General features: G+C 67.5%; 26 protein-coding genes. 18 read left to right on the top strand and 8 right to left on the bottom strand.

Annotation, left to right across the window (positions count from 1 at the left end; all coding sequences use genetic code 11):
* The first annotated feature begins 205 nt into the window (after positions 1-205).
* From NRP21_RS18460 to NRP21_RS18445, 4 genes are all read left to right on the top strand, one after another.
* Positions 206-1,957: a ParB N-terminal domain-containing protein gene (locus tag NRP21_RS18460; RefSeq protein WP_257717706.1), complete on the top strand. Its 1,752-nt coding sequence runs from the start codon at positions 206-208 to the stop codon at positions 1,955-1,957.
* A gap of 64 nt (positions 1,958-2,021) precedes the next feature.
* Positions 2,022-2,312 carry a hypothetical protein gene (locus NRP21_RS18455; protein ID WP_257717705.1) on the top strand — a complete coding sequence of 97 codons (291 nt, stop codon included), beginning with the start codon at positions 2,022-2,024 and terminating at the stop codon, positions 2,310-2,312.
* A 208-nt stretch (positions 2,313-2,520) separates the two neighbouring features.
* Positions 2,521-3,681, top strand: a complete 1,161-nt coding sequence (locus NRP21_RS18450) for a nucleoside triphosphate pyrophosphohydrolase family protein (RefSeq protein WP_257717704.1) — start codon at positions 2,521-2,523, stop codon at positions 3,679-3,681.
* A complete protein-coding gene (locus NRP21_RS18445) occupies positions 3,678-4,373 on the top strand; it encodes a uracil-DNA glycosylase (RefSeq protein ID WP_257717703.1) in 696 nt (231 codons plus the stop codon). Before NRP21_RS18450 ends, NRP21_RS18445 begins: the two co-directional genes overlap by 4 nt.
* Here the strand turns inward: NRP21_RS18445 and NRP21_RS18440 are convergent.
* From NRP21_RS18440 to NRP21_RS18420, 5 genes are read right to left on the bottom strand one after another with little or no spacing between them, the layout of a single operon-like run.
* Complete coding sequence (locus tag NRP21_RS18440) at positions 4,346-5,116, bottom strand: thymidylate synthase family protein (protein WP_257717702.1); 771 nt, start codon at positions 5,114-5,116, stop codon at positions 4,346-4,348. The genes NRP21_RS18445 and NRP21_RS18440 overlap by 28 nt on opposite strands.
* Entirely contained in the window at positions 5,088-5,774 is a 687-nt protein-coding gene (locus NRP21_RS18435) for a C1 family peptidase (protein ID WP_257717701.1), read from the bottom strand. Before NRP21_RS18435 ends, NRP21_RS18440 begins: the two co-directional genes overlap by 29 nt.
* Positions 5,771-6,784 carry an ImmA/IrrE family metallo-endopeptidase gene (locus NRP21_RS18430; RefSeq protein ID WP_257717700.1) on the bottom strand — a complete coding sequence of 338 codons (1,014 nt, stop codon included), beginning with the start codon at positions 6,782-6,784 and terminating at the stop codon, positions 5,771-5,773. Before NRP21_RS18430 ends, NRP21_RS18435 begins: the two co-directional genes overlap by 4 nt.
* A gap of 5 nt (positions 6,785-6,789) precedes the next feature.
* Positions 6,790-7,164, bottom strand: coding sequence for a helix-turn-helix domain-containing protein (locus tag NRP21_RS18425; RefSeq protein WP_257717699.1), 375 nt, complete (start codon positions 7,162-7,164; stop codon positions 6,790-6,792).
* Entirely contained in the window at positions 7,161-7,511 is a 351-nt protein-coding gene (locus tag NRP21_RS18420; RefSeq protein ID WP_257717698.1) for a hypothetical protein, read from the bottom strand. Before NRP21_RS18420 ends, NRP21_RS18425 begins: the two co-directional genes overlap by 4 nt.
* Before the next feature lie 136 nt (positions 7,512-7,647).
* On the opposite strand from NRP21_RS18420, the gene NRP21_RS18415 reads away from it, so the two are divergent.
* Together NRP21_RS18415 and NRP21_RS18410 are read left to right on the top strand one after the other, a co-directional pair.
* A complete protein-coding gene (locus NRP21_RS18415) occupies positions 7,648-9,873 on the top strand; it encodes a metallophosphoesterase (RefSeq protein WP_257717697.1) in 2,226 nt (741 codons plus the stop codon).
* Between the two features lie 469 nt (positions 9,874-10,342).
* The gene (locus NRP21_RS18410; protein WP_257717696.1) at positions 10,343-10,531 is read left to right on the top strand and encodes a hypothetical protein; all 189 of its coding nucleotides are present in this window, start codon (positions 10,343-10,345) and stop codon (positions 10,529-10,531) included.
* A gap of 52 nt (positions 10,532-10,583) precedes the next feature.
* Here the strand turns inward: NRP21_RS18410 and NRP21_RS18405 are convergent, their stop codons facing one another.
* A complete protein-coding gene (locus tag NRP21_RS18405) occupies positions 10,584-10,907 on the bottom strand; it encodes an HU family DNA-binding protein (protein WP_257717695.1) in 324 nt (107 codons plus the stop codon).
* Between the two features lie 37 nt (positions 10,908-10,944).
* Positions 10,945-11,205, bottom strand: a complete 261-nt coding sequence (locus tag NRP21_RS18400; protein WP_257717694.1) for a hypothetical protein — start codon at positions 11,203-11,205, stop codon at positions 10,945-10,947.
* Positions 11,206-11,404: 199 nt separating this feature from the next.
* On the opposite strand from NRP21_RS18400, the gene NRP21_RS18395 reads away from it, so the two are divergent.
* From NRP21_RS18395 to NRP21_RS18375, 5 genes are all read left to right on the top strand, one after another.
* The gene (locus tag NRP21_RS18395; RefSeq protein ID WP_257717693.1) at positions 11,405-12,127 is read left to right on the top strand and encodes an LPD29 domain-containing protein; all 723 of its coding nucleotides are present in this window, start codon (positions 11,405-11,407) and stop codon (positions 12,125-12,127) included.
* 78 nt (positions 12,128-12,205) lie between these two features.
* Positions 12,206-12,562, top strand: a complete 357-nt coding sequence (locus NRP21_RS18390; RefSeq protein ID WP_257717692.1) for a hypothetical protein — start codon at positions 12,206-12,208, stop codon at positions 12,560-12,562.
* Positions 12,563-12,790: 228 nt separating this feature from the next.
* Entirely contained in the window at positions 12,791-13,495 is a 705-nt protein-coding gene (locus tag NRP21_RS18385; protein ID WP_257717691.1) for a hypothetical protein, read from the top strand.
* A 103-nt stretch (positions 13,496-13,598) separates the two neighbouring features.
* Positions 13,599-15,407, top strand: a complete 1,809-nt coding sequence (locus tag NRP21_RS18380) for a DNA cytosine methyltransferase (protein ID WP_257717690.1) — start codon at positions 13,599-13,601, stop codon at positions 15,405-15,407.
* Between the two features lie 139 nt (positions 15,408-15,546).
* The gene (locus tag NRP21_RS18375; protein WP_257717689.1) at positions 15,547-15,903 is read left to right on the top strand and encodes a hypothetical protein; all 357 of its coding nucleotides are present in this window, start codon (positions 15,547-15,549) and stop codon (positions 15,901-15,903) included.
* Between the two features lie 21 nt (positions 15,904-15,924).
* On the opposite strand, the gene NRP21_RS18370 is transcribed toward NRP21_RS18375, so the two are convergent.
* A complete protein-coding gene (locus NRP21_RS18370) occupies positions 15,925-16,476 on the bottom strand; it encodes a hypothetical protein (RefSeq protein WP_257717688.1) in 552 nt (183 codons plus the stop codon).
* Between the two features lie 129 nt (positions 16,477-16,605).
* Here NRP21_RS18370 and NRP21_RS18365 point away from each other — a divergent pair, with 129 nt between their 5' ends.
* The 7 genes from NRP21_RS18365 to NRP21_RS18335 all read left to right on the top strand — a co-directional run bounded on the left by NRP21_RS18365 (position 16,606) and on the right by NRP21_RS18335 (position 20,834).
* Positions 16,606-17,100: a hypothetical protein gene (locus NRP21_RS18365; protein ID WP_140883847.1), complete on the top strand. Its 495-nt coding sequence runs from the start codon at positions 16,606-16,608 to the stop codon at positions 17,098-17,100.
* A 182-nt stretch (positions 17,101-17,282) separates the two neighbouring features.
* Complete coding sequence (locus tag NRP21_RS18360; RefSeq protein WP_257717687.1) at positions 17,283-17,795, top strand: hypothetical protein; 513 nt, start codon at positions 17,283-17,285, stop codon at positions 17,793-17,795.
* Between the two features lie 2 nt (positions 17,796-17,797).
* The gene (locus NRP21_RS18355) at positions 17,798-18,820 is read left to right on the top strand and encodes a deazapurine DNA modification protein DpdA family protein (protein ID WP_257717686.1); all 1,023 of its coding nucleotides are present in this window, start codon (positions 17,798-17,800) and stop codon (positions 18,818-18,820) included.
* 412 nt (positions 18,821-19,232) lie between these two features.
* Complete coding sequence (gene ssb / locus NRP21_RS18350; RefSeq protein ID WP_257717685.1) at positions 19,233-19,769, top strand: single-stranded DNA-binding protein; 537 nt, start codon at positions 19,233-19,235, stop codon at positions 19,767-19,769.
* A 105-nt stretch (positions 19,770-19,874) separates the two neighbouring features.
* Entirely contained in the window at positions 19,875-20,153 is a 279-nt protein-coding gene (locus tag NRP21_RS18345) for a hypothetical protein (RefSeq protein ID WP_257717684.1), read from the top strand.
* Between the two features lie 10 nt (positions 20,154-20,163).
* Positions 20,164-20,433 (top strand): hypothetical protein, encoded by a 270-nt coding sequence (locus tag NRP21_RS18340; RefSeq protein ID WP_257717683.1) that lies wholly within the window; start codon positions 20,164-20,166, stop codon positions 20,431-20,433.
* A 2-nt stretch (positions 20,434-20,435) separates the two neighbouring features.
* Positions 20,436-20,834 (top strand): hypothetical protein, encoded by a 399-nt coding sequence (locus tag NRP21_RS18335; RefSeq protein ID WP_257717682.1) that lies wholly within the window; start codon positions 20,436-20,438, stop codon positions 20,832-20,834.
* The last annotated feature ends 8 nt before the right edge of the window (positions 20,835-20,842 follow it).

Below are 20,842 nucleotides of genomic sequence, written 5' to 3'. Positions count from 1 at the left end.
CCCGGACGGGCCCCGGCACCGCTTCGCTCCACGGCCGCCTGCGCAGCCCGGCCCCGCTAGGCCGCACCCCGCTATGCGGGCCGCGTCCCGCGCCGGGGCAGGGCCGCTCGCCCGCCGTGGTGCCGGAGCCCGTCCGATCGCTGCCGGGGAGGGGTCAACCCAGGAATGGGGAGACAGGAACCTCTGCGGAGCGGGAACCCCGACCATGAAGCTCATCGAGATCGACCCGAAGAAACTGCGCGACAACCCCGAGAACCCCCGCCGCACCACGGCCGGGCCGGAGGCGGACGCGATCCTGCTGGCCAACGTGCAGGCCGTCGGCATCCTGCAGCCGCCCACCGCGCGCGAGCGCGACGGCGAGGTGGTGCTGATCGCCGGCCACCGTCGTCGCGACGTGGCCATCAAGGCCAAGCTGGGGAGCATCCACGTCCTGATCCGCGAGGACGGCGACGACGCCGTGGCCGGGGCCGACGGCGTGCGCGCCTTCGCCGAGAACATGGTTCGCGCCGGCATGAATCCGGTCGATCAGTGGCGCGCGGTCGAGGCCCTGGTCAGCGAGGACTGGACCCCGGAGGCCATCGCCACCGCGATGAATATGTCGGTGCGCCGTGTGAACGTGCTGCGACACATGACGCATATCCTGCCGGCCATGCTGACGCAGATGGCGCGCGGCGACATGCCCACCGAGCAGCAGCTCCGCACCATCGGCCTCGCCTCGGCCGAGGAGCAGGCCTCGGTGTGGAAGTCGCAGAAGCCGAAGCGGAACGAGCACGCCAACTGGCACATGATCTCGCACGGGCTGGACAAGCGACGCATCTTCTACACCGCGGCCAAGTTCGGCGAGGCCGAGCGCGAAGCATTCAACGTCGTCTGGCTCGACGACCTGTTCGCCCCCGGCGGCACCGAGAGCCGCTTCACCACCGATGTCGAGGCCTTTGCGCAGGCGCAGATGTCGTGGCTGGAGAACAACTTGCCCGCCAAGGGGGTACTGCTGGCCGTCGATCAGTGGGGCTCGCCCACGCTACCCCCACGGGCCCAGCGCAGCTACCGAGACAAGGCCGGCAAGGACGACACCATCGGCTGCTACATCGACCCGCGCAGCTTCGAGGTGAAGCAGATCATCTTCCAGGTGCCCGAGCCGGCATCGCGCCGCACGTCGTCCGGCACCGGGACGGGTGAGGACTACGTGGCACCTAAGGCCGTGCGGCCCGACCTCACCCAGAAGGGCGAGGCCATGGTCGGCGACCTCCGCACCGAGGCCCTGCACACCGCTTTCGCCGAAGCCGAAATCGGCGACGACGCCTTGATCGGCCTGCTGGTGCTGGCCTTTGCCGGGAAGAACGTCAGCGTCCGCTCCGGGGCCCATGGCAATGACGTCGGCAGCGGCGAGCGCGGCTCGCTGGCCGCCTCGATCACCGAGGGCGGCGTGCTGACCACCGACCCGGCCACGCTGCGCACCGCCGCGCGCGGTATGCTGCGCCAAGCGTTGTCCTGCCGGGTCGGCTTCTCTTCCTCCGGCACGGTCGCGCGCGTCGCCGGCATTGCCGTGGACGCCGATGCCTACTTGCCGACCACGGCCACCGAGGAGTTCCTCGGCAACCTCAGCAAGGCGGCGATCGAGCGCACCGCCACCGCCACCAGCGTGCTGCCACGTCCCACCGGCAAGGCCACCCGCGCGGCCATCGTCGAGCAGCTGAAGGGTCGGACCTTCCTGCACCCGCTGGTGCGGTTCGATTTCACCGACGAGGAGCGGCGTCAGGCGGAGGCCGACCGCGCCCGGGAGGCCGAGATGGCCACCCTGCGGCGAGGTGGCCACGCCGCTGACGACGGTGCCGAGGACGAGGAGGGGATCGAGAACCCCGAGCATCTGCTCGACGGCAACGAGGAGGAAGGCCCCGATGCCGGCGTCATGCCGCCGCCCGGCGAGGCCGGGGTGCCCGCGGCGCACACCGCCTAACCGACGCGGCCCGGCCAGGAGGCCGGGCTCCCTCTCTCCAGATCACCCGACCCGAGGAAGCCCCATGGCCTTCACTGCCGTCGCCGCGCGCGGCTCGGCCGCCGAGCCGTTTCAACTCGCCGGCAAGGAACCGATCCACCACACACCGGGTGCCCGGGACACCCACGACAGCCTGTTCGAGTACGCCGGGGGGCATCTCGGCTTCTACGGCTTCCTGCGCGTGGTCAACGCCCGCATCTCGGGCCGCGTCATGGTCGGCCTGATGGACCTGCCCGATCACCTCTGGCGGGACGCCTACGACGACGGAGCCCATCCCGGTGACGCCGCGAACGAGGCCATCACCGAGGTTGCCTAGGAGATGGGGGTCGCCGAGCCATGAGGGGGCGACCGGCGAAGCGGTTCCGCCCGCATCCGTCTTAACTGGTCTACCGCTGCACAGGGTGGATTGCGGAAGTTCGACTGCCCTACATTGAGGCCCTGAAATCATCTAAAAGCGGACATAGAGGCCATCTAATATGGTACAGTTGGCCGAGAGCAGACAGCCTGCTATGGGGGGGCGAAAATTGACCGAAACGACTCCCGAATTTCGACCTCTTAGCATTGCTGATTACGCTGCTCAGGCCAGCCTATCTGACCAACATAGCGATGGCGGTTCGCTTGCGTTTCCGCTGCTCGGCCTCTTTGGCGAAACCGGTAGCCTGCTCAGCGAGGTCAAGAAGAAACAGCGCGACCGCATCTCCTATCGTGGCTACGCCAGCGCTGTGGTCGAGGAACTCGGCGACGTACTCTGGTATCTTGCTGCGGTCGCTTCGCGGACGGGCGCGCCACTATCGGACGTATTTGCAGCAGCTGCGCCCGAGCGCGTGCATCAAGTCAATGGCGAACTGACACTCGCCGCCCTCCAGCCTCCGATCATGCCGCGGGCTGGTGAACCTACGGCAGCATTTGAACGCACTTTGCTGAAATTGGCAGGCCAGGTTGGCTTGCTCGTCAGCGAGAACGGCGGCCGGAGCGCAATTACGGTCAGCCGCCTCGCAGGTGTAGCGAGAGCCCTCATACAAGCCGCTGACGAAGCCGGTGTGACGTTGGAGGCTGCAGCCATCAAGAATCTAGCCAAGATTGATGACCGCTGGCCGCGCGAACGCCACTTTCCCGAGCCTCTCGATGCGACCGCTGAACCGGAAGAACGGCTGCCGCGTAGACTCGCCGTAGAGATATTTGAGCGGCAGGTTCGCGGCCGCACTTACGTCTTCCAGCGCTGCAACGGCATCAACATCGGCGATCGACTGACCGATAATGCTATGACAGCCGACGATTACCGCTTCCACGACGTGTTCCATTACGCGTACGTTGCGGTGCTGAGCTGGTCACCCGTCATCCGTGCGCTCCTCCGCTTAAAACGAAAATCCGCTCCTAAGGTCGATGAAGCGCAAGATGGTGCGCGCGCGACACTAATCGAAGAAGGCATCACCACCTGGATTTTTGGGCAGGCGCTGGAGCTCGACCTGTTCGCCGGCATGAAGCCAGGCGACCTCCCATTCGACCTTCTAAAACACGTCCGCCAGTTCGCCGCAGGCTATGAAGCGGAGCGTTGCCCGCTGTGGCTCTGGGAGGATGCCATCCTTCAGGGCTACGCAGCATTCCGCTTCCTGCGCGAACATCGTCGCGGGCGCCTTCTCCTCGACATGGATAGCCATCAAATGATGATCGAGCCTCTCTCGTGAAAACTCCGCGCACGTTCGCTAACGCGCTCGCCAGCACCTCGCTGAAGGCCGTATTCAACCCCTATAGTGACCACTGCGCCCTTTATGACCGCATCGATGCTGCTCATGTACGCAAGCGCAATCTCATTCATTGTCTCGAAGCCGCGATCGAGGCGCGCGTCGACACCATCTGGATCGCTCGCGATCTCGGCTACCGCGGAGGCAGGCGAACCGGAGTTCCGCTGACCGACGAAATCCATCTGACTTCAGCCAGCACGCTGATGGGCGGAGTTGCACTCGACCGAGCAACCCACGGGCCTGCGGTCGCCGAACGAACGGCAGCCGTGGTCTGGCGGGTGCTCACACGGGTCGGCGCCCCCGTCGTGCTATGGAACATCTTCCCGCTGCATCCGCATGAGGACAACAATCCACTCACCAATCGTTGCCACAGCCGGGCCGAACGCGATGCCACTTGGCCGTTCCTGACTGCCTTAATCTCGATGGTCGCGCCACGGCGCATTATTGCGATCGGTCGTGATGCCAGTTTGGCACTCGCCGGGATCAACACCCCGGTGATGACCGTCCGGCATCCGAGTTATGGCGGGCAAACCGAGTTCATCGCCGGCGTCCATGCCATCTATGGCCTAGTTAACGACGATGTCGCACCTGAGCTGCCGCTTGCGTCTCACACTGCCAGCGGGACCATCATCTGATCAAATTGTTCCAAGAGCTTCTTGAGTTCGGTGCGGCTCGCGCCGCCTGGTTGGTCAATCGTGGCATGAGTCGAGACGACGGTCAGCGGCCCCACCGCTAGCCCTGCCTCACGCGCAACAAAGCTCATCAGGCGACCCAGTCCGATCAAATTGCCAAGCAGCTTCTCGACATAATAGTGGTTCCGGTATTGGGCAGTCAGGATCAGCTTGCGCGGAGTGCCAGGTACGACCTTGAAGCTCAAGAAGCTGAGGCACTGACCGCCATAAGGAGAGTTATCAACATCCCGGACAGGATCGAATAGCGACAGCTCAAACTTGTTCAGCGCCTTCACGCTGTCGTTCCTCATGCGTGTGACGATTTCCCAAAGCTGGTTTGGAGGATCTCCCGCCAGAACAGGAAAATTTGTCATGCGCTCAAAATAGTAGCCAGACCAGCGCTCGCCCCGCCGTACCTTCGGCAGCACGCGCTCCGCGAAGACATCGAAGAATGCCGGAGCGCCGTGCCGCATGTAGAGGGAGGCCGGGAAAATGGTGTTTGCGACCGTGTCAACCGGTTTTGCGCGAGGCGTCAGAAAGGCGTCAACTGCGGCGATGCCAGGATGCGCGACGGTAGCATTCGCCAAGGGATCGGAGACGTCGATGATGACGTTGTAAGCTTGGTGGCCGGGTGCGGCATCGACGGCGCGCACCGCGTTCCGCCATGCCGCGGCGCAGTCAAGCTGCGGCGGAACGGGCAGATACATCGATATTCTCCGTCAGTAGCGCCGCCCCGAACAGGCGCGGCGCGATGAAGGTCTCGGTCAGCCAAGCATGCCCCACCGCGCCCCAACCCAGACCCCAACTGTTGCGAACGAGGATCGCGCGCTCTCCATCGACGCTCCCGTGCGCGACAGCGAGAACTGCATGCCGTCGTGCGGGCTCCGGTATTTCGCCGGGTGCAGGACGAACCACCGCGTCGGCGGTTGGCGCGTAGAACGAGCGCGATAGCATCAGCAACAAGATCACTGGAGAATCACGATCAAGCTTGCCAATAAGCCCATCAATCACGCATGGGTAGGCAGTGCCGGCGCGGCCGAACAACGGACCAGTCAAGGCAGGTGGCTGCCAAACCGTCACGTCCGTCGGCGTCGTGGGCAGATACGGCCAGCCGCTCTCCTCAGGTTGCCCCTCCTGACGGAGCACCGCAAGCATGTCGGGGACCGTCGCGCCACTGTCGGGTGAGCGCCCGCCAAGGCGTTGAGCGTGATAGAAGGCGAACTCGCACGATAGCGGTGACCATCCAGGCCGCAAGGCGGCGTGGGCGTCGCTGGCCGCAAAAGCGAGGCACGTCGGTCGTGATCCCTGGTTGCGAGCTTCGCCGAGCTCAGCCCGGAGATCTTTCTGAACCGTAATCAGAGTCATGCGGCTTCAAGCAGCCTCCGCCGTTCGGCCCGAGACAAGCCTTCCTCTTCTGGGCCCGTCAGGTCGAAGTCGAGCTGCAAGCGGGAAAGCGGCGGCTCAGGCTCCCACGGTCGCCGCTCATCAAGCTGCAGCATGCCGCGCCCGACTTCCTCAGGAGCGGCGGTCACGCGGCGGATGACCGGGCCACCGATACCGTCGCCATCAATCGCCTCAAGCGCGTCGCGAACAATCGCGAACCCGCTCGCGGCAAGCTGATCAATGTTCCAGAGATAGCCGCCGCCGCTATGCTCCTTCAGTCGGAGCACAAAGAGGTCATTGCGACTGCCGTCGATGCGCGTCCCCGCATCACGCTCGGTCAGCAGCCAGACATCGCCGCGATAGTCCTGCGGCCGGTAACCTTCGAGCAGGGCGACCTTCAGCTCACGTGGCTGCGTCTGCTGTAGCTCGCGGGCGAGCGCCGCCGTGACTAGGCGATGACGAACTAGCGTCCAGCAGGTCGCTTCGTAGCTGGCGCCGAGCCTCAGCGCGAGCTGATAGACCCGGTTCGGCCGGTGGAAGTCTGCCACCGTCCAGCCCTGCCGGGCGGCATGCCACTGGATCAGCCATCGCGGCATCATGAAGTTAACGGCAAAGGCGTCCGCCTCAACCTCCTGGAAGTCCTCCTTGGGCGCCCCAGCCATGGGCATCCGCCGCAGAATACTGTCGTCGTCGAGACTCGGCTCGTGCCGCATGGTAAAATGGCCGAGCTCGTGGGCGGCGGTGAACCGCTGGATCGCCATTGGCCGCTGTGTGGTGACCAACACTCCCGGTGCGGGATCGCTCAGGTAGGCGCCGAGCAGGCTGTTCAATGGCCGCAGTAGCAGCGGCAGGTCGAGCGCCTGGATTGCGCTGAACACATCGATATTGCCGCCTCGTGCCTCGACAGCCGTGCGCAGGTCGATCCGCTGGTGAAGGCGCGCCGCAGCCTGCGTCCCGGCGCGCACCGCTCCCGCATAATCGACCGCCGCCATGCGCGTCAGCCCTGTTCGACGCGCGAGCGCGACCGGAGATAGTCGGCGAAGCGGCCTAGCTCGTCGCGATCCTCGTGCGAGAGTGCGGCCGCCCGACGCGCCAAGTGCGCCACGTCGACTGGCAGGCTCGCAGCCACCTCGTCCTCACCGGTGAAGAACGCCGCCGGCTGACGGTAGAGCTTGGCGAGTCGGGTCAGCTCAAGCGCTTCCACGCGCCGTTGCCCGCTCTCAATGTCGGTAAGTGCCGTCCGAGGGATCTTGAGGTACGTCGCGACCTCCTCCTGCTTTAGCCCAAGATACTTGCGGGCCTCGCGGAGACGATCACCCAACTGACGCCGCTCGTCCTCGTCGCTGTCCTGCTTCAATGCGGCCTGCGTCATGGCTTCAATCCCTGGCATTTCTTCCACTGAGCTTCGATCTGCGGCAGCAGCTGGCCGACCGCCTGCTCGACCGAGGCATAGCCGCCGGTTCGCACGACGCTCTCTGGCAGTTCGAACCCGACAAGCGGCTCGACCACATGGAGGATCGAAACCACGATCAGAGAGTCCACCTGAAAGGGGGTCTGCGCGATGGCGTTGGCTGCCACTGGCAGTGTTACGCCCTTGATCATGGCTTCGGCCTTGATCGCCTCGATCAGCTCAGAGCGCAGGTCCGCTTCGATGGCGGCGGCCTGGAAGACGGGAATCGCAACCACATTAGGAGGTGGCACCAGCGTACCGACCGACATGGTGTGTCCTTCTGAGACCCAGGCCGTCTTGTAATGTCGGATTTGCCGACATGCAAGCTATTTCGCTTACGGGACTTACATGGGGCTGCCCTCTTCAGATGATGTTCCGGTCCGCAAGGGCCCGCTAGATAGGGGTATGGCTGACCGGGCAACCTTCCTTCACATCACCGATCCTCATGTGTCCGCCGCTGGCGAGACGTTTAGGCGGGACGATCGTAAAGTCGACATTCCTGATATCCCGACCGGCACGCGGGAAGATGTGCTTCGCCTTCTCTTCCAGCGTCTGGCCGAGCGACTGACAGCTGAAGAGCGCCTTCTCGACGGCGTGCTTTTCTCTGGCGACGCGCAAAGTCGAGGCGCAGCCGGTGGGCATGAACTGGTTTACCAACTCGTGACAGACCACCTCGGCGTAGCGGCGGAGAAAATTGTCGCTGTGCCAGGCAACCATGACGTGCCGCAGGACGCCGCGCCAGGTTCGCCGCTGCGATACGAGAGCTTCTCTCGCGTTTGGCGCGGCCACAGCTGCGTGGTGCCATGGCTCGACGGCATTGATACCTCGCCGGCATCCGCGCTTGATCGTCACCGATTGGTCGCTGCCGACCGAAGTTGGGCAGTCTACCCGGTCAACACCAGCAACTGGTCGCACGTCACGTCGAACCTACCGGAGCCTCTGCGGAGTTTTTGGGACGGGATACCCGATACGATTGCAGCCGACGACACAGCCGTCGCGGCAAAGCTGAGGTCGCAGCTTCAGGCCTTGGCTCGCTACGACATGGCCCGCGTTTCCGACCAGCAATTGGAAGCACTGCGCATGATTGTCGCGTCCACACCGCAACCGGACCGCGGCCGTCAGCTCAAGATTGCGGTGATGCACCATCATCTCCGCTCACCCAGCCTGCGCGAGGAACTCAAACCCTTCGCCGACATATCCAACCTCGAGCAGGTACGCGCTTGGCTGAGTGGGAGCGGCGTCGGTGTCGTCGTTCATGGTCACAAACACGAACCCGCGACCTACTTCGACCACATTTACACCAACGATGCCGACGACATGCACCGCGTCCTTGTCATATCGGGTGCAACCTTCGGGGTCGGACAGGAGACCGATGCGGTGCGACTGATCTCGCTCGACGGGTTGCCCCACACGCCCGAAGTGAAAATTGAGCCGATACCGCTTCCAAGATCGGGGACAGAGGATCTTCGACCGAGCCCAATCCTGCGCCGCCTCTGGACAACCGGCGTTCGTCCGGCGGAAACCGTTGTCGTGTCTCCCGACGCGCCTGTGACCGTCGAGGGTTCCAACCTTGACGAGGTCTACGCGCGCGCTCTCGCCGTTGCTCGAACAGACGCGAGACGCGGTATACTCATTGTGCATTTGGACTTGCCTGACGATGACGGCAGAACTCTCCCGCTGCCAACCGCATACGCCGTTCCCGACAATCTGCAAGGCGATGAGCGCCAGACTTGGCTACGCGAGTTGGTCGAATGGTGGCAGCTCGATCGATCGCAGCTAGAACCGCGCATCCCATACTTGCACGGAGCGCGCCTACGCCGCTACGGGGGCAAGATCGATCAGATCGCGCGTATAATCGCGCTTCTGCGGGTCAAGCCGAGCACGCGCGCCGTAGCAGTACTCGTCGATCCGTTCCGAGACTTCGCCCCAGACGGCGCCGGAGAGGAGTTCGCTTCCTTCTGCCTGGTGGAGTTTCGCCGAAGGGATGCCGACGCCAGCCGGATAGTTGTTGATGCGATCGCCTTCTATCGCGCACAGGAGTTCGAACGCTGGTGGCCGATCAACATCGCCGAACTGCGATTCCTGCAAAGGGAGATTTGCGAGGAGCTCGGCTATCGTCCCGGCCGGATTACGACGATTGCCGCCGATGCCCGCACGATCTCTCGGTCTCCGACGCAGGTTGCCATGCCGATCATCGACCGCTGGCTTGACCAAGCGCCGGAACGGCTCCACCTCCTTGCCGACGCAGTTGTCCATCGACGCATCAAGGGCGAGGCTCAAGCTAGCGCCATTCGCGAATGGCGGCGTTCTCTGACCGAATTGCGCACCGCCACTCAAGGATTCAATGCTGACGGCATTCCCGTCGCAATCGAAGGCCTCCTCACGCTCGCCGCCTACATTGAAGCTACCTCCACCAGTGAGGATGACGAGCTGTTAACCTTTGCTAGAAATTTGAGCGATCTGGCCAGAGTGAACGAGACGTTTGAACAGACGACGCTGTCGCGCGCCTCGTTCAGCCGCTGGTCACCCATGGCCCAAAGCCTTGTGGGGACGCTGGAGCGGTTGACAGATGGCCGGCTAGCCGCGCCAACGACGAGCGGTGTGCCGGACGAGAAGCAATCAAGCGGGTAACGCTGATACGCGATGCCACACCTCGCGGCCTGTCAGCCGCAAGCACATCGGTCGCCCTCCAGTGATGGCCATCGGGTCGGGTGACGAATCGAAGCAGCCGCTTGTATCTGCGATGACGCAATGTCTGCTTCTCCTTCCACGTCCGACTTTGCGTCGGCGAGCGCCAAGGTCGTGGAAGGGTCGGGTGCAGAGATAGCTACCCCCTCCCAGCGGCGGCCTGAGCTTAGCTGTCTACAATACGTCAGATAGGCAGCGCCGAAGCTGGGATTGTTCTCAGTCCCGTCCCACACGGCTTCTGCTCGGCCGAATAGTCCCACCATGATATGTGAGCGGAGCCTGCGGACCATCGCGGGCCGCTTCAACCTAACGGTCCTCCACGTTGTTTCGCCCCCTTCGGGGTGACGCGCCCCGCGATGGTCCGCCTGTCGTCTCCGCCGATCACGGCAGAACCATACGACGGAGCGACACCATGAAGACCGCGACCTATCTCAAGACCCTGACCCGCAGCGCCGGGCGCACCATCCGCCGCCTGCTGCGGCACCTCACCGGCAAGACCACCATCAGCGCCAGTCTCACCCTCTCCATTCCGGGCTTCGTGAAGCTGGAACTCGGCTGGAAGCGCGAGAGCGAGCGCGCCGACGATCGCAAACCCGCCTGACGGCGGGCGCCGCCGGCTTCGGCCGGCGGCAAACCGCGCAATGGATGCGCGATCAGTCGCCCTTGGCGGCCTTCGTCGCCTTGCGCTTGGCCTTCTTGGCCCCGGCGAAGGCCGCCAGCTTGAGCGAGGGCGAGGCTTTGAACTTCACCGTCGCCCCGGCCTTCACCGCCACCTTCTCGCCGGTGCGCGGGTTCAGCGCCGAGCGCTTCGGCGTTTCGCGCACCGTGAAGGAGCCGAAGTCGGGCAGCGAGAAGCGGCCGTTCTCGATGATCTCGGTCTTGATCGCGGCGATGATGTCGGCCGCCAGGCGGCCGGACGTCACGCCGTTCAGGTCACTGGATTGCTGGATGACGTCGGTGAGGAAGCGCTTTGACATTGCTGGATTCTAGCGTGCGGCGTGCTCGCGCGAAACCTCAGTCATCGAACACCTCGCACACATGAAGCCGCCAGCCCTGGGCCGGCGCTCCGGTGCGCTCCGAGCGCAGCAGAGTGAGCGCCGGCATCACCCCGCACTCCGGGCAGGCGTACTCGAAGGCGAAATCGGACAGCAGGTCGCGTGGCCGTTTCGCAGCGTGGAACCACATCGGCGACCGATGTCGGCCGCAGCAGCGCGCCTCCAGCCAGAAGGACCGGAGATCGACGATCGGGGTGGCAAGGGCTTCGGAAAGGGTCACGGCATCGAAGGCTGATGGAGAGGGCAGCATAGCCCAGGAAGGAGGGGAGAGGGGAGGATAGGATGGGCCTGCCGCGCCACCCCGGCCGCCGCAAGGGCAGGGGCTGACGCCCGCGCGAGCGCGCCCTTGCCCCGCCCGGGTCAGCGCGGCCCTCGGCTGAGGTCTCGGAGAAGCGAGACACAGCAGAAGGATCACCGCCGTGAACACCGTCCTCGCTTTCCCGAATGCCCGCCTTGCCCCGGTGGCCGCAACCACCGCCCCGGTCATGATCGGCATCGGCACGCGCGTTTCGACCAGGCTCTACGACCGCGGCGAAGGCTTCGTGTTCGCGGTCCACGACGATCCCCGGCCTGCTCCGCTGCGCCCGGTGCTGGGCGGCCTCGCCCAGACCGGCGGGCGGCAGACCTACGACATCGTCTTCCTGTCCGGCTCCTTCACCCTCCGGTTGCCCGAGGCCATCCTACGTGGCTCGGGCTGGCGCCTGCTCGGCGGTTGCGGCAACGCCGCCGAGATTGCTGCGGCGATCGTCCACGCCGAAGCCGAGGACGCCCGCCGGGCGGCCGAGAAGGCGGCCGCCGACGAGGCGCACGCCGCCGAGCTGCACCGGTTGCGCCATGCACCCGAGCATGCCCGCCTGCGACAGGGTGACGACCGGCACAGCGGCAAGCTGGCGGCTGCCAACATCCGCGTCCAGCTACGGCAGTCTTTCCCGGGTGTGCGCTTCTCCGTACGCAACACCGACCACGGCTCGATCTACGTCCGCTGGCCCGGCGGGCCGGAGCAGAAGGCCATCGAGACCGTGGCCATGCCGTTCCAGGGCGGCCATTTCGACGGCATGGACGACAGCTACAAGACCGCGCGCTCGGCCTGGTGCGAGGCGTTCGGGGGTGCCCAGTACGTCGTCTGCCGACGCGAACCCTGACGGAACGGCCCTCCGGTTTTCCGTTCGCGCCGATCTTCCCGATCGAGAGCGGTACAAGCCCATCAAGGAATCTTCCTCATGCGCGTCTGCCGCCACATGCTTCCGGTCCTCGCCGCTCTTTGCCTCCCCTCGGTCTCGCAGGCTCAGCCTGTGCTGGAGACCACCTCGGCAGCGGCCGCGCAGGTTCGTGCGAGCGCGTCCCTGCTTCGGGAAGCCTGCGCCAACCTGCCTCGGCAGGGCCTGCCCGCCGCCGGTGCGGCTGCCAGTCCGTGGCGCTCGGAAGAGGAGATCTGCGACCACCTGGCCGACCCGGGCGCCCTGATGACAACCACGGCGTGGTTCTTCGGGATCTTCGGCGCGGTGCTGATGGCCGTGGGGATGCTCGCCTTCGCCTATCTCGGCGGGACCATGCGCCGCCTTTGGCGGGCCACGTAAGGATCCACGGAGAGGGGCTGGAGCAGGAGAAACGGGGAGGAGAAAAGGACCCGGAAGCGCCTGCCGCGCCCGCCCCCCGGCCGCAAGGGTGCGTCGCTGCGCTCCCTCGCTCCGCTCGCCCTTGCCCCCGTGTGCCGGGCACGCCCGCGGGGGAGGGGTCGAGGACGAGAAGACCGGAACAGACGGTTCGTCCCCGGCGCACCGCATCCCCTACGGGAGTTGACCCCCATGAGCACCCTGGTTGAGCGCGCCCTGCGCTCGGCGGCCGAGGACCTCGGCCTGTCCACCGACGGCTGGAGCCCGATCCAGGGCTTCCCCGGCACTGGCCATGCCTTCCGCCATGCCGAACGCCCGGCCCTGGTGGTCGAGGTCAGCGCCAACGACCACGGCTGGGGCTGGTCGGTCGGCCAGTCCGAGAGCGGCCCGCGCCGTCAGGCGAACCCGGGCGTCGTTCAGCGCTGGGCCTGCGTCCACAAGTTGATCGTGCGGGAAAGCCCGAACAGCCGTGCCGCGCTGCTCGACGCATTGGCCATCGCCGGCGATGACCTCGCCGAGGCGCGCGCGTGCTCGACCGAGATGCTGCACACCCGGCTCGACGTGCTGGTCTGCCGCAAGGGACTGGATCTCTTCGTCGGCCCGGTGCAGCGCCTCGACGCCGCGCCGGCCGAGCCGGTTGAGCCGCTCCGACTGGAGTGGAGTTACCGGGGCGCGACGCCGGCCGGTGATGCCGTCACCGGCACCGTGCAGGCCAGCAACGAGGTCGAGGCTGTCGAGGCGTTCGAGCGGCTGCACCCCGGCGCGGATCTCGCCGAGCTGACGCCCCGGATGGCCGGGCTCGCGCCGGTGTTGCCGATCGCACGACAGCTGGCTGAGGAGGGGATGCGCCGCGCGGCTGCGCTCCCGCGGGCGCCGGTTCTGCCCACGCTGCACTGAACCCGGCGCGCCGCGGCGCCTCACCCCACACCCCCAGTCCATCACCGACGTCGCGTGCGGCAGGGCCCAGGCCCTGCCGTTCGCGTTTCTGGAGCCTCGCGCCATGATCTCCGAGCACGGCCACGCCACCATCCTGCACGCCCACCTGTTCGCCGGCCTCGGCGGGGGAGCCCGCGGCTTCAATCGCGCCACCTCGCGGGTGGGCAACCTGTCCGCCAGCTTTCGCTGCCTCGGCGGCACCGACGTCGACGCCGCGGCGATCCGCGACTTCGGCCGCCTGGCCGGGGTGCCCGGCACCTGCATGGACCTGTTCGACCGCGAGCAGTACCGCGACTTCCACGGCAAGGAGCCGCCGATCGGTTGGCGCGAGGCCACCGTGGACGACGTGCGCGCGGCCTTCGGCCACGAGCGCCCGAACGTCCTGTTCACCAGCCCGCCCTGCAAAGGCTTTTCCGGCTTGCTCTCGGAGACCAAGAGCAAGACCAGGAAGTATCAGGCGCTGAACCGCCTGACGCTGCGCGGCATCTGGCTGGCGCTTGAGGCTTATCGGGACGATCCGGTAGAGCTGATCCTGCTGGAGAACGTGCCACGCATCGCTTCGCGCGGGCGGCACCTGCTGGACCAGATCTCCGGCCTGCTGCGCGCCTACGGCTACGCCGTGGCCGAGACCACGCACGATTGCGGAGAGTTGGGCGGGTTGGCGCAGTCGCGCCGTAGATTCCTACTCGTCGCCCGGCACGCCGCCAAGGTGAAGCCGTTCCTGTACGAGCCGCCGAAGCGCTCGCTGCACGGGGTGGGAGACGTGCTGTCGCGTATGCCCCTGCCGGGGGACCCAGTCGCGGGGCCGATGCACCGGGTGCCGATGCTGCACTGGGCGACCTGGGTGCGCCTCGCCTTCGTCGAGGCCGGGAGCGACTGGCGCTCGCTGGGCAAGCTGGCCGTCGAGGACGGGCTGCTGCGCGACTACGCCCTCGCCCCCTGTGGCGAGTGGCGCGGCGGCGTGCTGGGCGTGAACCGCTGGGAGGAGCCGGCCGGCACCGTGGCGGGCCGTTCCGGCCCGTCCAATGGCGCCTACAGCGTCGCCGACCCCCGCCGCGCCGACGGCGTGGCCGCTTTCGGCCAGTACGGCGTGAAGCGCTTCGACCAGCCCTCGCAGGTGGTGATCGGCAAGGCCGCGGTCGGGGCCGGCGGCTTCGCCGTGGCTGACCCGCGCCACACCGGCCCGGCCAAGCACTCCAACGAGTTCCGCATCGTCCCCTGGGACGGGGCCGGGCGGGCCGTGACCGGTGCCCACGGCACCGGGCAGTGCGTGGCCGACCCGCGCGGCGAGGTCCGCCGCTCGGGGGCGCTGGGCGTGGTGCCCTGGGACGCCACCTCCGGCACTGTAGCCGGCGAGAGCCTGCCCTCCAACGGCACCTTCGCCGTGGCCGACCCCCGGCCTCGCATGGAGCGCGAGAAGGGTGACGACTACTACGGCGCCGGGCACTACGGCGTGGTGCCGTGGCAGCAGTCCACGGGCGCGGTCAGCGCGGCGGCCGGCTACGACAACGGCCGCTGGAGCGTCGCCGACCCCCGCCCGACGCTGCCGGGGGCGTCGGACCGGGTGGTGGCCCGCATCCGGGCCCTGGACGGGACGTGGCACCGCCCCTTCACCACGGCCGAGCTGTGCGCCCTGCAGTCGCTGATCGACCCCGAGGAGCAGGCCGAGCTGGATGGGCTGAGCGACGCCGACTGGCGCGAGCGCATCGGCAACGCCGTGCCGCCCGACGCCGCCCAGGCCATCGCCGAGACCATGGGCCGGACGCTGCTGCTGGCCTGGTCGGGGGAGGGCTTCATGCTCTCGACCCTGCCGATCTGGGTGCGGCCGGTGGCCGTGGCGCTGTCCGTGCGCCAGCCGCAGGACGCCGCGTGATGCGGCCGCACCCCGCCCTGGCGGCCCGCACCCGCCGTTTCTGGCAGACCATCCTGCACCGCTTCGCGGGCAGGACCGCGCCGAGGATGCGCTTTCGGCAGCCAGTCCGCCGCGTCCGTGCGACAGTCCGGACCAGGCGATGGAGAAGGAAACGGGCATGGCAGGCTGGCAGATCAGCGTCACGACGCAGACGCCGGAGGAGTGGAACCGCAACCTCGACCGGGACACCATCCTGGCGACCTGGACCACCGGCGCCATGGGGATCGACCCATTCGAGGAGCTACTGAAAACCGGCGACGCGGTGCTGCTCCGGTCCGACGGCTATCCCAGGATCTACAGCGCCGACGCCCGCCATATTCTTCCCGCAGTGCGAGCGGTTCCAGACCTGGCCGCCGCCGCGATCGTGAAGGCCTGGTACGTCACCATGCGTCCCTCGGTGATCGACGCCTGTTCGCCGGACCAGCGACTGACCATCGTCGCCTGGGATCAGAGCTAGGCGCCGCGCACAGGTGGCTGATTAGCCACCGGCTGAGCGGATCTTGCCGAGGTCGAGCACGCCCTTGGCGCCCCAGCCCTTGGCGCCGGCCGGCACCTCCGGCCGGAAGTGCTCGTACAGCCGGAAGCCGATCCGGTTCAGTTCCTCCGGCTCCATCGAGCCCGCCAGGGCTTCCATCGCCTGCCTGACGGCAGCGAGATCCTTGCCGAGAGCCCGCTCGACGTAGCCGGCCGCTGCCTTCGGCGATGCCGCCTTGTCGTGGTCCAGCGCGCGTAGCGCACCCTTCTCCTCGACCACCGGCACGTCGCGGCCGAGCAGATGCACGGCCTTGGGCCGCTGCTTGCTCTGACCCTGCTTGCGCGCCTCGTCGCGGAGATCACCGGCCTCGTGCGCGTCCTCGGCGATGCCGATGGCCTTGGCCTTCACGCGGGCACTCGACCCGGCGACGGCCCGGCCCAGCGTGATCGCGGCGTCCCGGTCGTGCCCGAGCCGCTCGGCCACCACCGCGGCCCAGAGCGTCAACACCGGCGCCCGGTTCACCTTGATCGCCTTTCCATCCTTCGCCTCGGTCATCGGTTCCCATCCCATCCGTGCTGCCCCTGCAACGGGCCACGGACCGGCCGGGATGCGCGGTGTCGGGCGATGCCACCTCGGCCGACAGCCGAGCCGGCGCCTCGCGGCCTCTGGGGCAGAGAAGCCACCATGAAGATCGAACTTCGCAAGGTCAGCTACAGCGCCCAGCTGAGCGAGGAAACCAGCAACTTCCACGCCGACGTCTGGATCGACGGCAGGAAGGAGGGCTACGCCCAGAACCACGGGACTGGCGGTCCTACCAACGTGCTGCCGAACACCCTGCGGGTACGCCTGGACGACTACGGCAAGACCCTCCCGCAGGTGGACATCGGTACGTCCACGGGCGGCGAGCCGCACATGATCGTGCAGGACGCAGAGTGGATCGTGGACGATTTGCTTTCGGATTGGATCGCACGGCGTGATCTGAAGCGCTCGTTGAAGAACCGCGCGCTCTACACCCTGACCGATGGCCCCGGCATCATGCAGACCAAGCCACTGACGGCCGATCGGCTGGCGCAGCTCCTGGCCTCGGAGGAGATCAAAGTGAAGTGGAAGGTGAAGGCATGGTTGAACGCCATGCCGGAGGAGGAAGCCCTCAAGGTGTTCCGCAGCGGAGCCACCTGACACGGCCCAGCGCGCGTATCGGTGCGGAGAAGAACAGCAGGAGAGTGCTGCCGCGCCGCGTCGTCCGCCGCAAGGGAAGGTGGCTGGCGCCACCCGCGCGAAGCCGCGCGCCCTTGCCCCGGCCACCGACGCCGCGCCCGCCGTGAGGGGTTCAGAGAAACCCCCACGGAGGCCCGAACGCCATGGCCGTCGCCAGCTTTCAGAACCCGCTGCTGCGAGCGGAGGACTTCACCATCACCAAGTTCGATGACGGCGCGGCCAAGGCCGCTTTCGGCAATCAGCTGCTTGCCTTCATCGCCGAGGACTTCCCGCGCAAGCGCTTCACCCTGAAGTTCTACCGCGTGCTGTGCCAGCACTTCGGCCTGATCGCGCACTACGACGTGCACGGGTTCTGGGCGGAGTATTTCACCTCCACCGCCGACAAGCTGCGCTTTCTCGAGGAGCTGACCGCCCACCCGTGCTGGGGCAGCCCGGCCTTCACCTTCTCCGACCTGGAACGCGCGGTGATCGCGCGGCTCCGCTCGGCCGGGCTGGTCGCCCGCCTCCGCTCCACCCTCGCGCGCGAGACCGAGGCCGGCGAGCGGGCCCTGCTGAACCGCCTACAGGCCCGCTACCAGCCCGAGAAGGCGCCGGTCGCCGAGCTGTCCCGCCCGCGTGCCGCGGATTGGGCCTCCGATCAGCCGTCGCTGTTCTGACGGTGCCGGAGTTCCTGCTCGGCCTGCCGCACCTCGCGGACGGGCCTCTCCTCGCTGCTGCCCGGCGCCTACGGACGCCGGTGCTGCTCAGCGCCAATGCCTTCTCGATCTGGCGCCCGGATCGTATCGGCGTCCGCGACTGGGTGGGCTTCGACCACCGGTCGCTACGGCGTCTCGCCGGGCTCGACGCCACCCTGGACTCTGCCGGCTTCGTGGCGATGGCCCGCTACGGCTTCTATCCCTGGACCGTCACCGCCTACATGGACCTCGCTGCCGCAGCCCCCTGGCGCTGGTTCTCCGCCATGGATCTCTGTGTCGAGCCGGAGATCGCCCGCGACGACGCCGAGATCCTCGACCGCATCGCCTGCACGGTGCGGCTCTACATCCGCTGCCTCCGCGAGGCGGAGGAGCGCGGCATCGCCGACCGCCTCGCCCCCGTGGTGCAGGGCTGGCACCCCGACCACTACCTGCACTGCCTCGACCGCCTACCGGGCGTCGAGCACGCCCCGGTGCTCGGTGTCGGCAGCGTCTGCCGTCGCCAGGTCGGCGGCACGGACGGGGTGCTGCGCGTAGTGGAGACGCTGGATCGGGCGCTCGGGGACGCCCCGGCGAGGCTGCATCTCTACGGGGTCAAATCCGAGGCCATGCACGCCCTGCGCGACCACCCGCGCGTGGCCTCCGTCGACAGTCAGGCCTACGGGCAGACCGCGCGGCGGGCCGCTTTCGCCGCCGGGCAGAGCAAGACCGACGCCTTCCTCGCCCGGCACATGGTGGCCTTCCAGCGCCGTCAGGTGGCCCTGCTGGCGGAGCCGGGGCAGGGGGCTCGCTCCCCCTTCTTCCCGGTCGCCCTGCCAGAGTCCCCAGTGGATCCGATCGAGGCCCGGGTCGCCGCGGCAGCCGACGAGCTACGGGCCCTGCACGAGACGGGCGAGGTGGAGTGGGGCGATCTCGGTCCGCTGAGCGCCTACCACTGGGCCTTCCTGGACGACCTGCCTGACCCGGAGGCGGCGGCCGAAGCCGCCTGAGCGAGGGAGGGAGGGAGGAGGAGAGAGGAGAAGGGGGGGGGGAGAAGAGATAGCCCGAAAGGAGCGGGGGAGATGTCCGAAGGACGAGAGTGGGGAGAGATGTGTCGGTTGCCTGCCCGTGCCGGCCGCATCTCCTCGTGTTGCTGCGGTCTGAGCCACGGTGTCGGCCGCTCCTACCCCCGCTTTCCCCGAAGCCGGGCAAAGCGCCTGCGGTTCGGCATTCTCGGTCAGGGGCCGGGGCCGCGCCGTGCACGGGGCGATGCCCCGCTGCGTCGCAACCCCAACCCCCTCCCTCACATGCCTCAGGGGTAGGACCGCCCGCCACCGCGTCTCTGGTCGACCGCACCCGAGGAGACGCGACCGGCACGGGCCGGAAGCCTCTTCGAGGAGAGAGAATGAAGAGGATAAGACGATGGCCGGTTCGATGAACAAGGTTCTGCTGATTGGTCGCCTGGGCACGGACCCGGAGGCCCGCACCTTCCAGAACGGCGGCGGGGCGGTGAGCTTCACCCTCGCCACCAGCGAGCGCTGGAAGGACGGCAACGGGGAGCGCAAGGAGCGCACCGAGTGGCACCGGGTGTCGATCTTCACCGAGGGCCTGCGCGACGTGGCCGAGCGCTACCTGCACAAGGGCGACCTGGTGAGCATCGAGGGCAAGCTCGAGACCCGTAAGTGGACCGACGCCCAGGGCACCGACCACTACTCCACCGAGGTGGTTCTGCGGCCCTTCCGCGGCGAGCTCATCATGCTCGGCAGTCCGAACCAGTCGGGCGACCGGGAGGCGCGCGGCGAGGCCGGCGCCTCGGCCGGGGGCGGCGAGCGCACCGCGCAGGGCAGCACCCGCGCCCGTGGCCGCCAGCGCGCCCGGGCGGGCGCGGAAGCGGGTGCTGCCGGCAGCTCCGGCTGGGACGCGCCGAAGGCCGACCTGGACGACGACGTGCCCTTCTGACGCCCGCGCCCCGGCGCCCTTCGGGGCGCCGGTCGCTCCCCGCTTCTGCCCTTTTCACCTCACCGGGTGGCCTGACGGCCTGCCCGGCGCGCGAGGATTCCAGCGATGTCCACCAGCCTGCTCGCCTCCGTAGCCCTGCCGCGCCCGCCGGCGCTGACCACCATCCTCTTCGAGGACGTCCACGAGGAGGGCTTCGAGGGCTTCTACGGTCGCTGCCACGTCAAGACGTCCCGCCACCCCTACCACTTCGCCTCGCGCACCGCCGCCGGTCGCTTCGCCAACGTCATGTGCGACCGCTACGGCTACGACGGCTACCGGCTGAGCACACCCGGCTTCGTGCCCCCGTCGCAGCCCGTCTTCGACGACTGCGAAATCCCGTTCTGAGCCGGCTGACATGAGCCGCCACGACATCCCCGCGCGTCGGTCACGGACCGAAGTTTCCGTTGGCTGGGACGCCCCCATGCAAACCTTCTTCGCCCAGGTCGAAGACCTGGACGCTCCCGACAATGCCGATCCTCTCCTGCTCTGGATTGGTTCCGAGCCTCGCGAGATCGCCGAGCCGGAAGCCATGATCGTGCCTCTCGCGCCCTACGCCGAACTCACCATCGAGCATCTGATTGAGCTTCGCCGTGACCGCGACGACAGCAATCCTTGGGAGGTGTGACGATGCTACGCCAGTACCATGCGCAGCGCCGGCAGGGCGGCGACAACCCGCTCGGCGTCGGCACCATCGCCCTCGGCTCGATCTTCTACCTTCAGGACGACGGCTACTGGCGCGCTCGCTTCGGCCGCGCCGCCGTTTGCCGCACGCCCTGGATCGTGGAGAGCTTCCTCAACGGCCAGTACCACGCCGCCCGGCGCGATCCCGCCACCGGGCACTGGCTCAGCGTCTATGCCGCCAACCGCACCGACCTGGCCATGCTGCGCTCTCTGCGGGACGGCCGCCGCCAGAGCGTCACGGTCCGCCTCCTGCAGCTGCACGAGGACGAGGGCTTCGGGCTGCCGGACAACCGCTATCCGACCCTGCCCACCTTCTCGCGGTCGGGGCAGCGGCGCGTCGCCTGACAGCGCCG

Origin of the sequence: Roseomonas populi (assembly GCF_024594815.1) — a bacterium.
Lineage (GTDB): Bacteria > Pseudomonadota > Alphaproteobacteria > Acetobacterales > Acetobacteraceae > Roseomonas > Roseomonas populi.
This window is presented reverse-complemented; position numbering and strand designations above follow the sequence as displayed.

Bases quoted from the DNA above. Each gene is read 5' to 3' on its own strand.
- NRP21_RS18460 (WP_257717706.1), top strand. From the start codon at position 206: ATGAAGCTCATCGAGATCGACCCGAAGAAACTGCGCGACAACCCCGAG.
- NRP21_RS18455 (WP_257717705.1), top strand. From the start codon at position 2,022: ATGGCCTTCACTGCCGTCGCCGCGCGCGGCTCGGCCGCCGAGCCGTTT.
- NRP21_RS18440 (WP_257717702.1), bottom strand. From the start codon at position 5,116: ATGTATCTGCCCGTTCCGCCGCAGCTTGACTGCGCCGCGGCATGGCGG.
- NRP21_RS18435 (WP_257717701.1), bottom strand. From the start codon at position 5,774: ATGACTCTGATTACGGTTCAGAAAGATCTCCGGGCTGAGCTCGGCGAA.
- NRP21_RS18430 (WP_257717700.1), bottom strand. From the start codon at position 6,784: ATGGCGGCGGTCGATTATGCGGGAGCGGTGCGCGCCGGGACGCAGGCT.
- NRP21_RS18425 (WP_257717699.1), bottom strand. From the start codon at position 7,164: ATGACGCAGGCCGCATTGAAGCAGGACAGCGACGAGGACGAGCGGCGT.
- NRP21_RS18420 (WP_257717698.1), bottom strand. From the start codon at position 7,511: ATGTCGGTCGGTACGCTGGTGCCACCTCCTAATGTGGTTGCGATTCCC.
- NRP21_RS18415 (WP_257717697.1), top strand. From the start codon at position 7,648: ATGGCTGACCGGGCAACCTTCCTTCACATCACCGATCCTCATGTGTCC.
- NRP21_RS18410 (WP_257717696.1), top strand. From the start codon at position 10,343: ATGAAGACCGCGACCTATCTCAAGACCCTGACCCGCAGCGCCGGGCGC.
- NRP21_RS18405 (WP_257717695.1), bottom strand. From the start codon at position 10,907: ATGTCAAAGCGCTTCCTCACCGACGTCATCCAGCAATCCAGTGACCTG.
- NRP21_RS18390 (WP_257717692.1), top strand. From the start codon at position 12,206: ATGCGCGTCTGCCGCCACATGCTTCCGGTCCTCGCCGCTCTTTGCCTC.
- NRP21_RS18385 (WP_257717691.1), top strand. From the start codon at position 12,791: ATGAGCACCCTGGTTGAGCGCGCCCTGCGCTCGGCGGCCGAGGACCTC.
- NRP21_RS18380 (WP_257717690.1), top strand. From the start codon at position 13,599: ATGATCTCCGAGCACGGCCACGCCACCATCCTGCACGCCCACCTGTTC.
- NRP21_RS18375 (WP_257717689.1), top strand. From the start codon at position 15,547: ATGGAGAAGGAAACGGGCATGGCAGGCTGGCAGATCAGCGTCACGACG.
- NRP21_RS18370 (WP_257717688.1), bottom strand. From the start codon at position 16,476: ATGACCGAGGCGAAGGATGGAAAGGCGATCAAGGTGAACCGGGCGCCG.
- NRP21_RS18365 (WP_140883847.1), top strand. From the start codon at position 16,606: ATGAAGATCGAACTTCGCAAGGTCAGCTACAGCGCCCAGCTGAGCGAG.
- NRP21_RS18360 (WP_257717687.1), top strand. From the start codon at position 17,283: ATGGCCGTCGCCAGCTTTCAGAACCCGCTGCTGCGAGCGGAGGACTTC.
- ssb (WP_257717685.1), top strand. From the start codon at position 19,233: ATGGCCGGTTCGATGAACAAGGTTCTGCTGATTGGTCGCCTGGGCACG.
- NRP21_RS18345 (WP_257717684.1), top strand. From the start codon at position 19,875: ATGTCCACCAGCCTGCTCGCCTCCGTAGCCCTGCCGCGCCCGCCGGCG.
- NRP21_RS18340 (WP_257717683.1), top strand. From the start codon at position 20,164: ATGAGCCGCCACGACATCCCCGCGCGTCGGTCACGGACCGAAGTTTCC.
- NRP21_RS18335 (WP_257717682.1), top strand. From the start codon at position 20,436: ATGCTACGCCAGTACCATGCGCAGCGCCGGCAGGGCGGCGACAACCCG.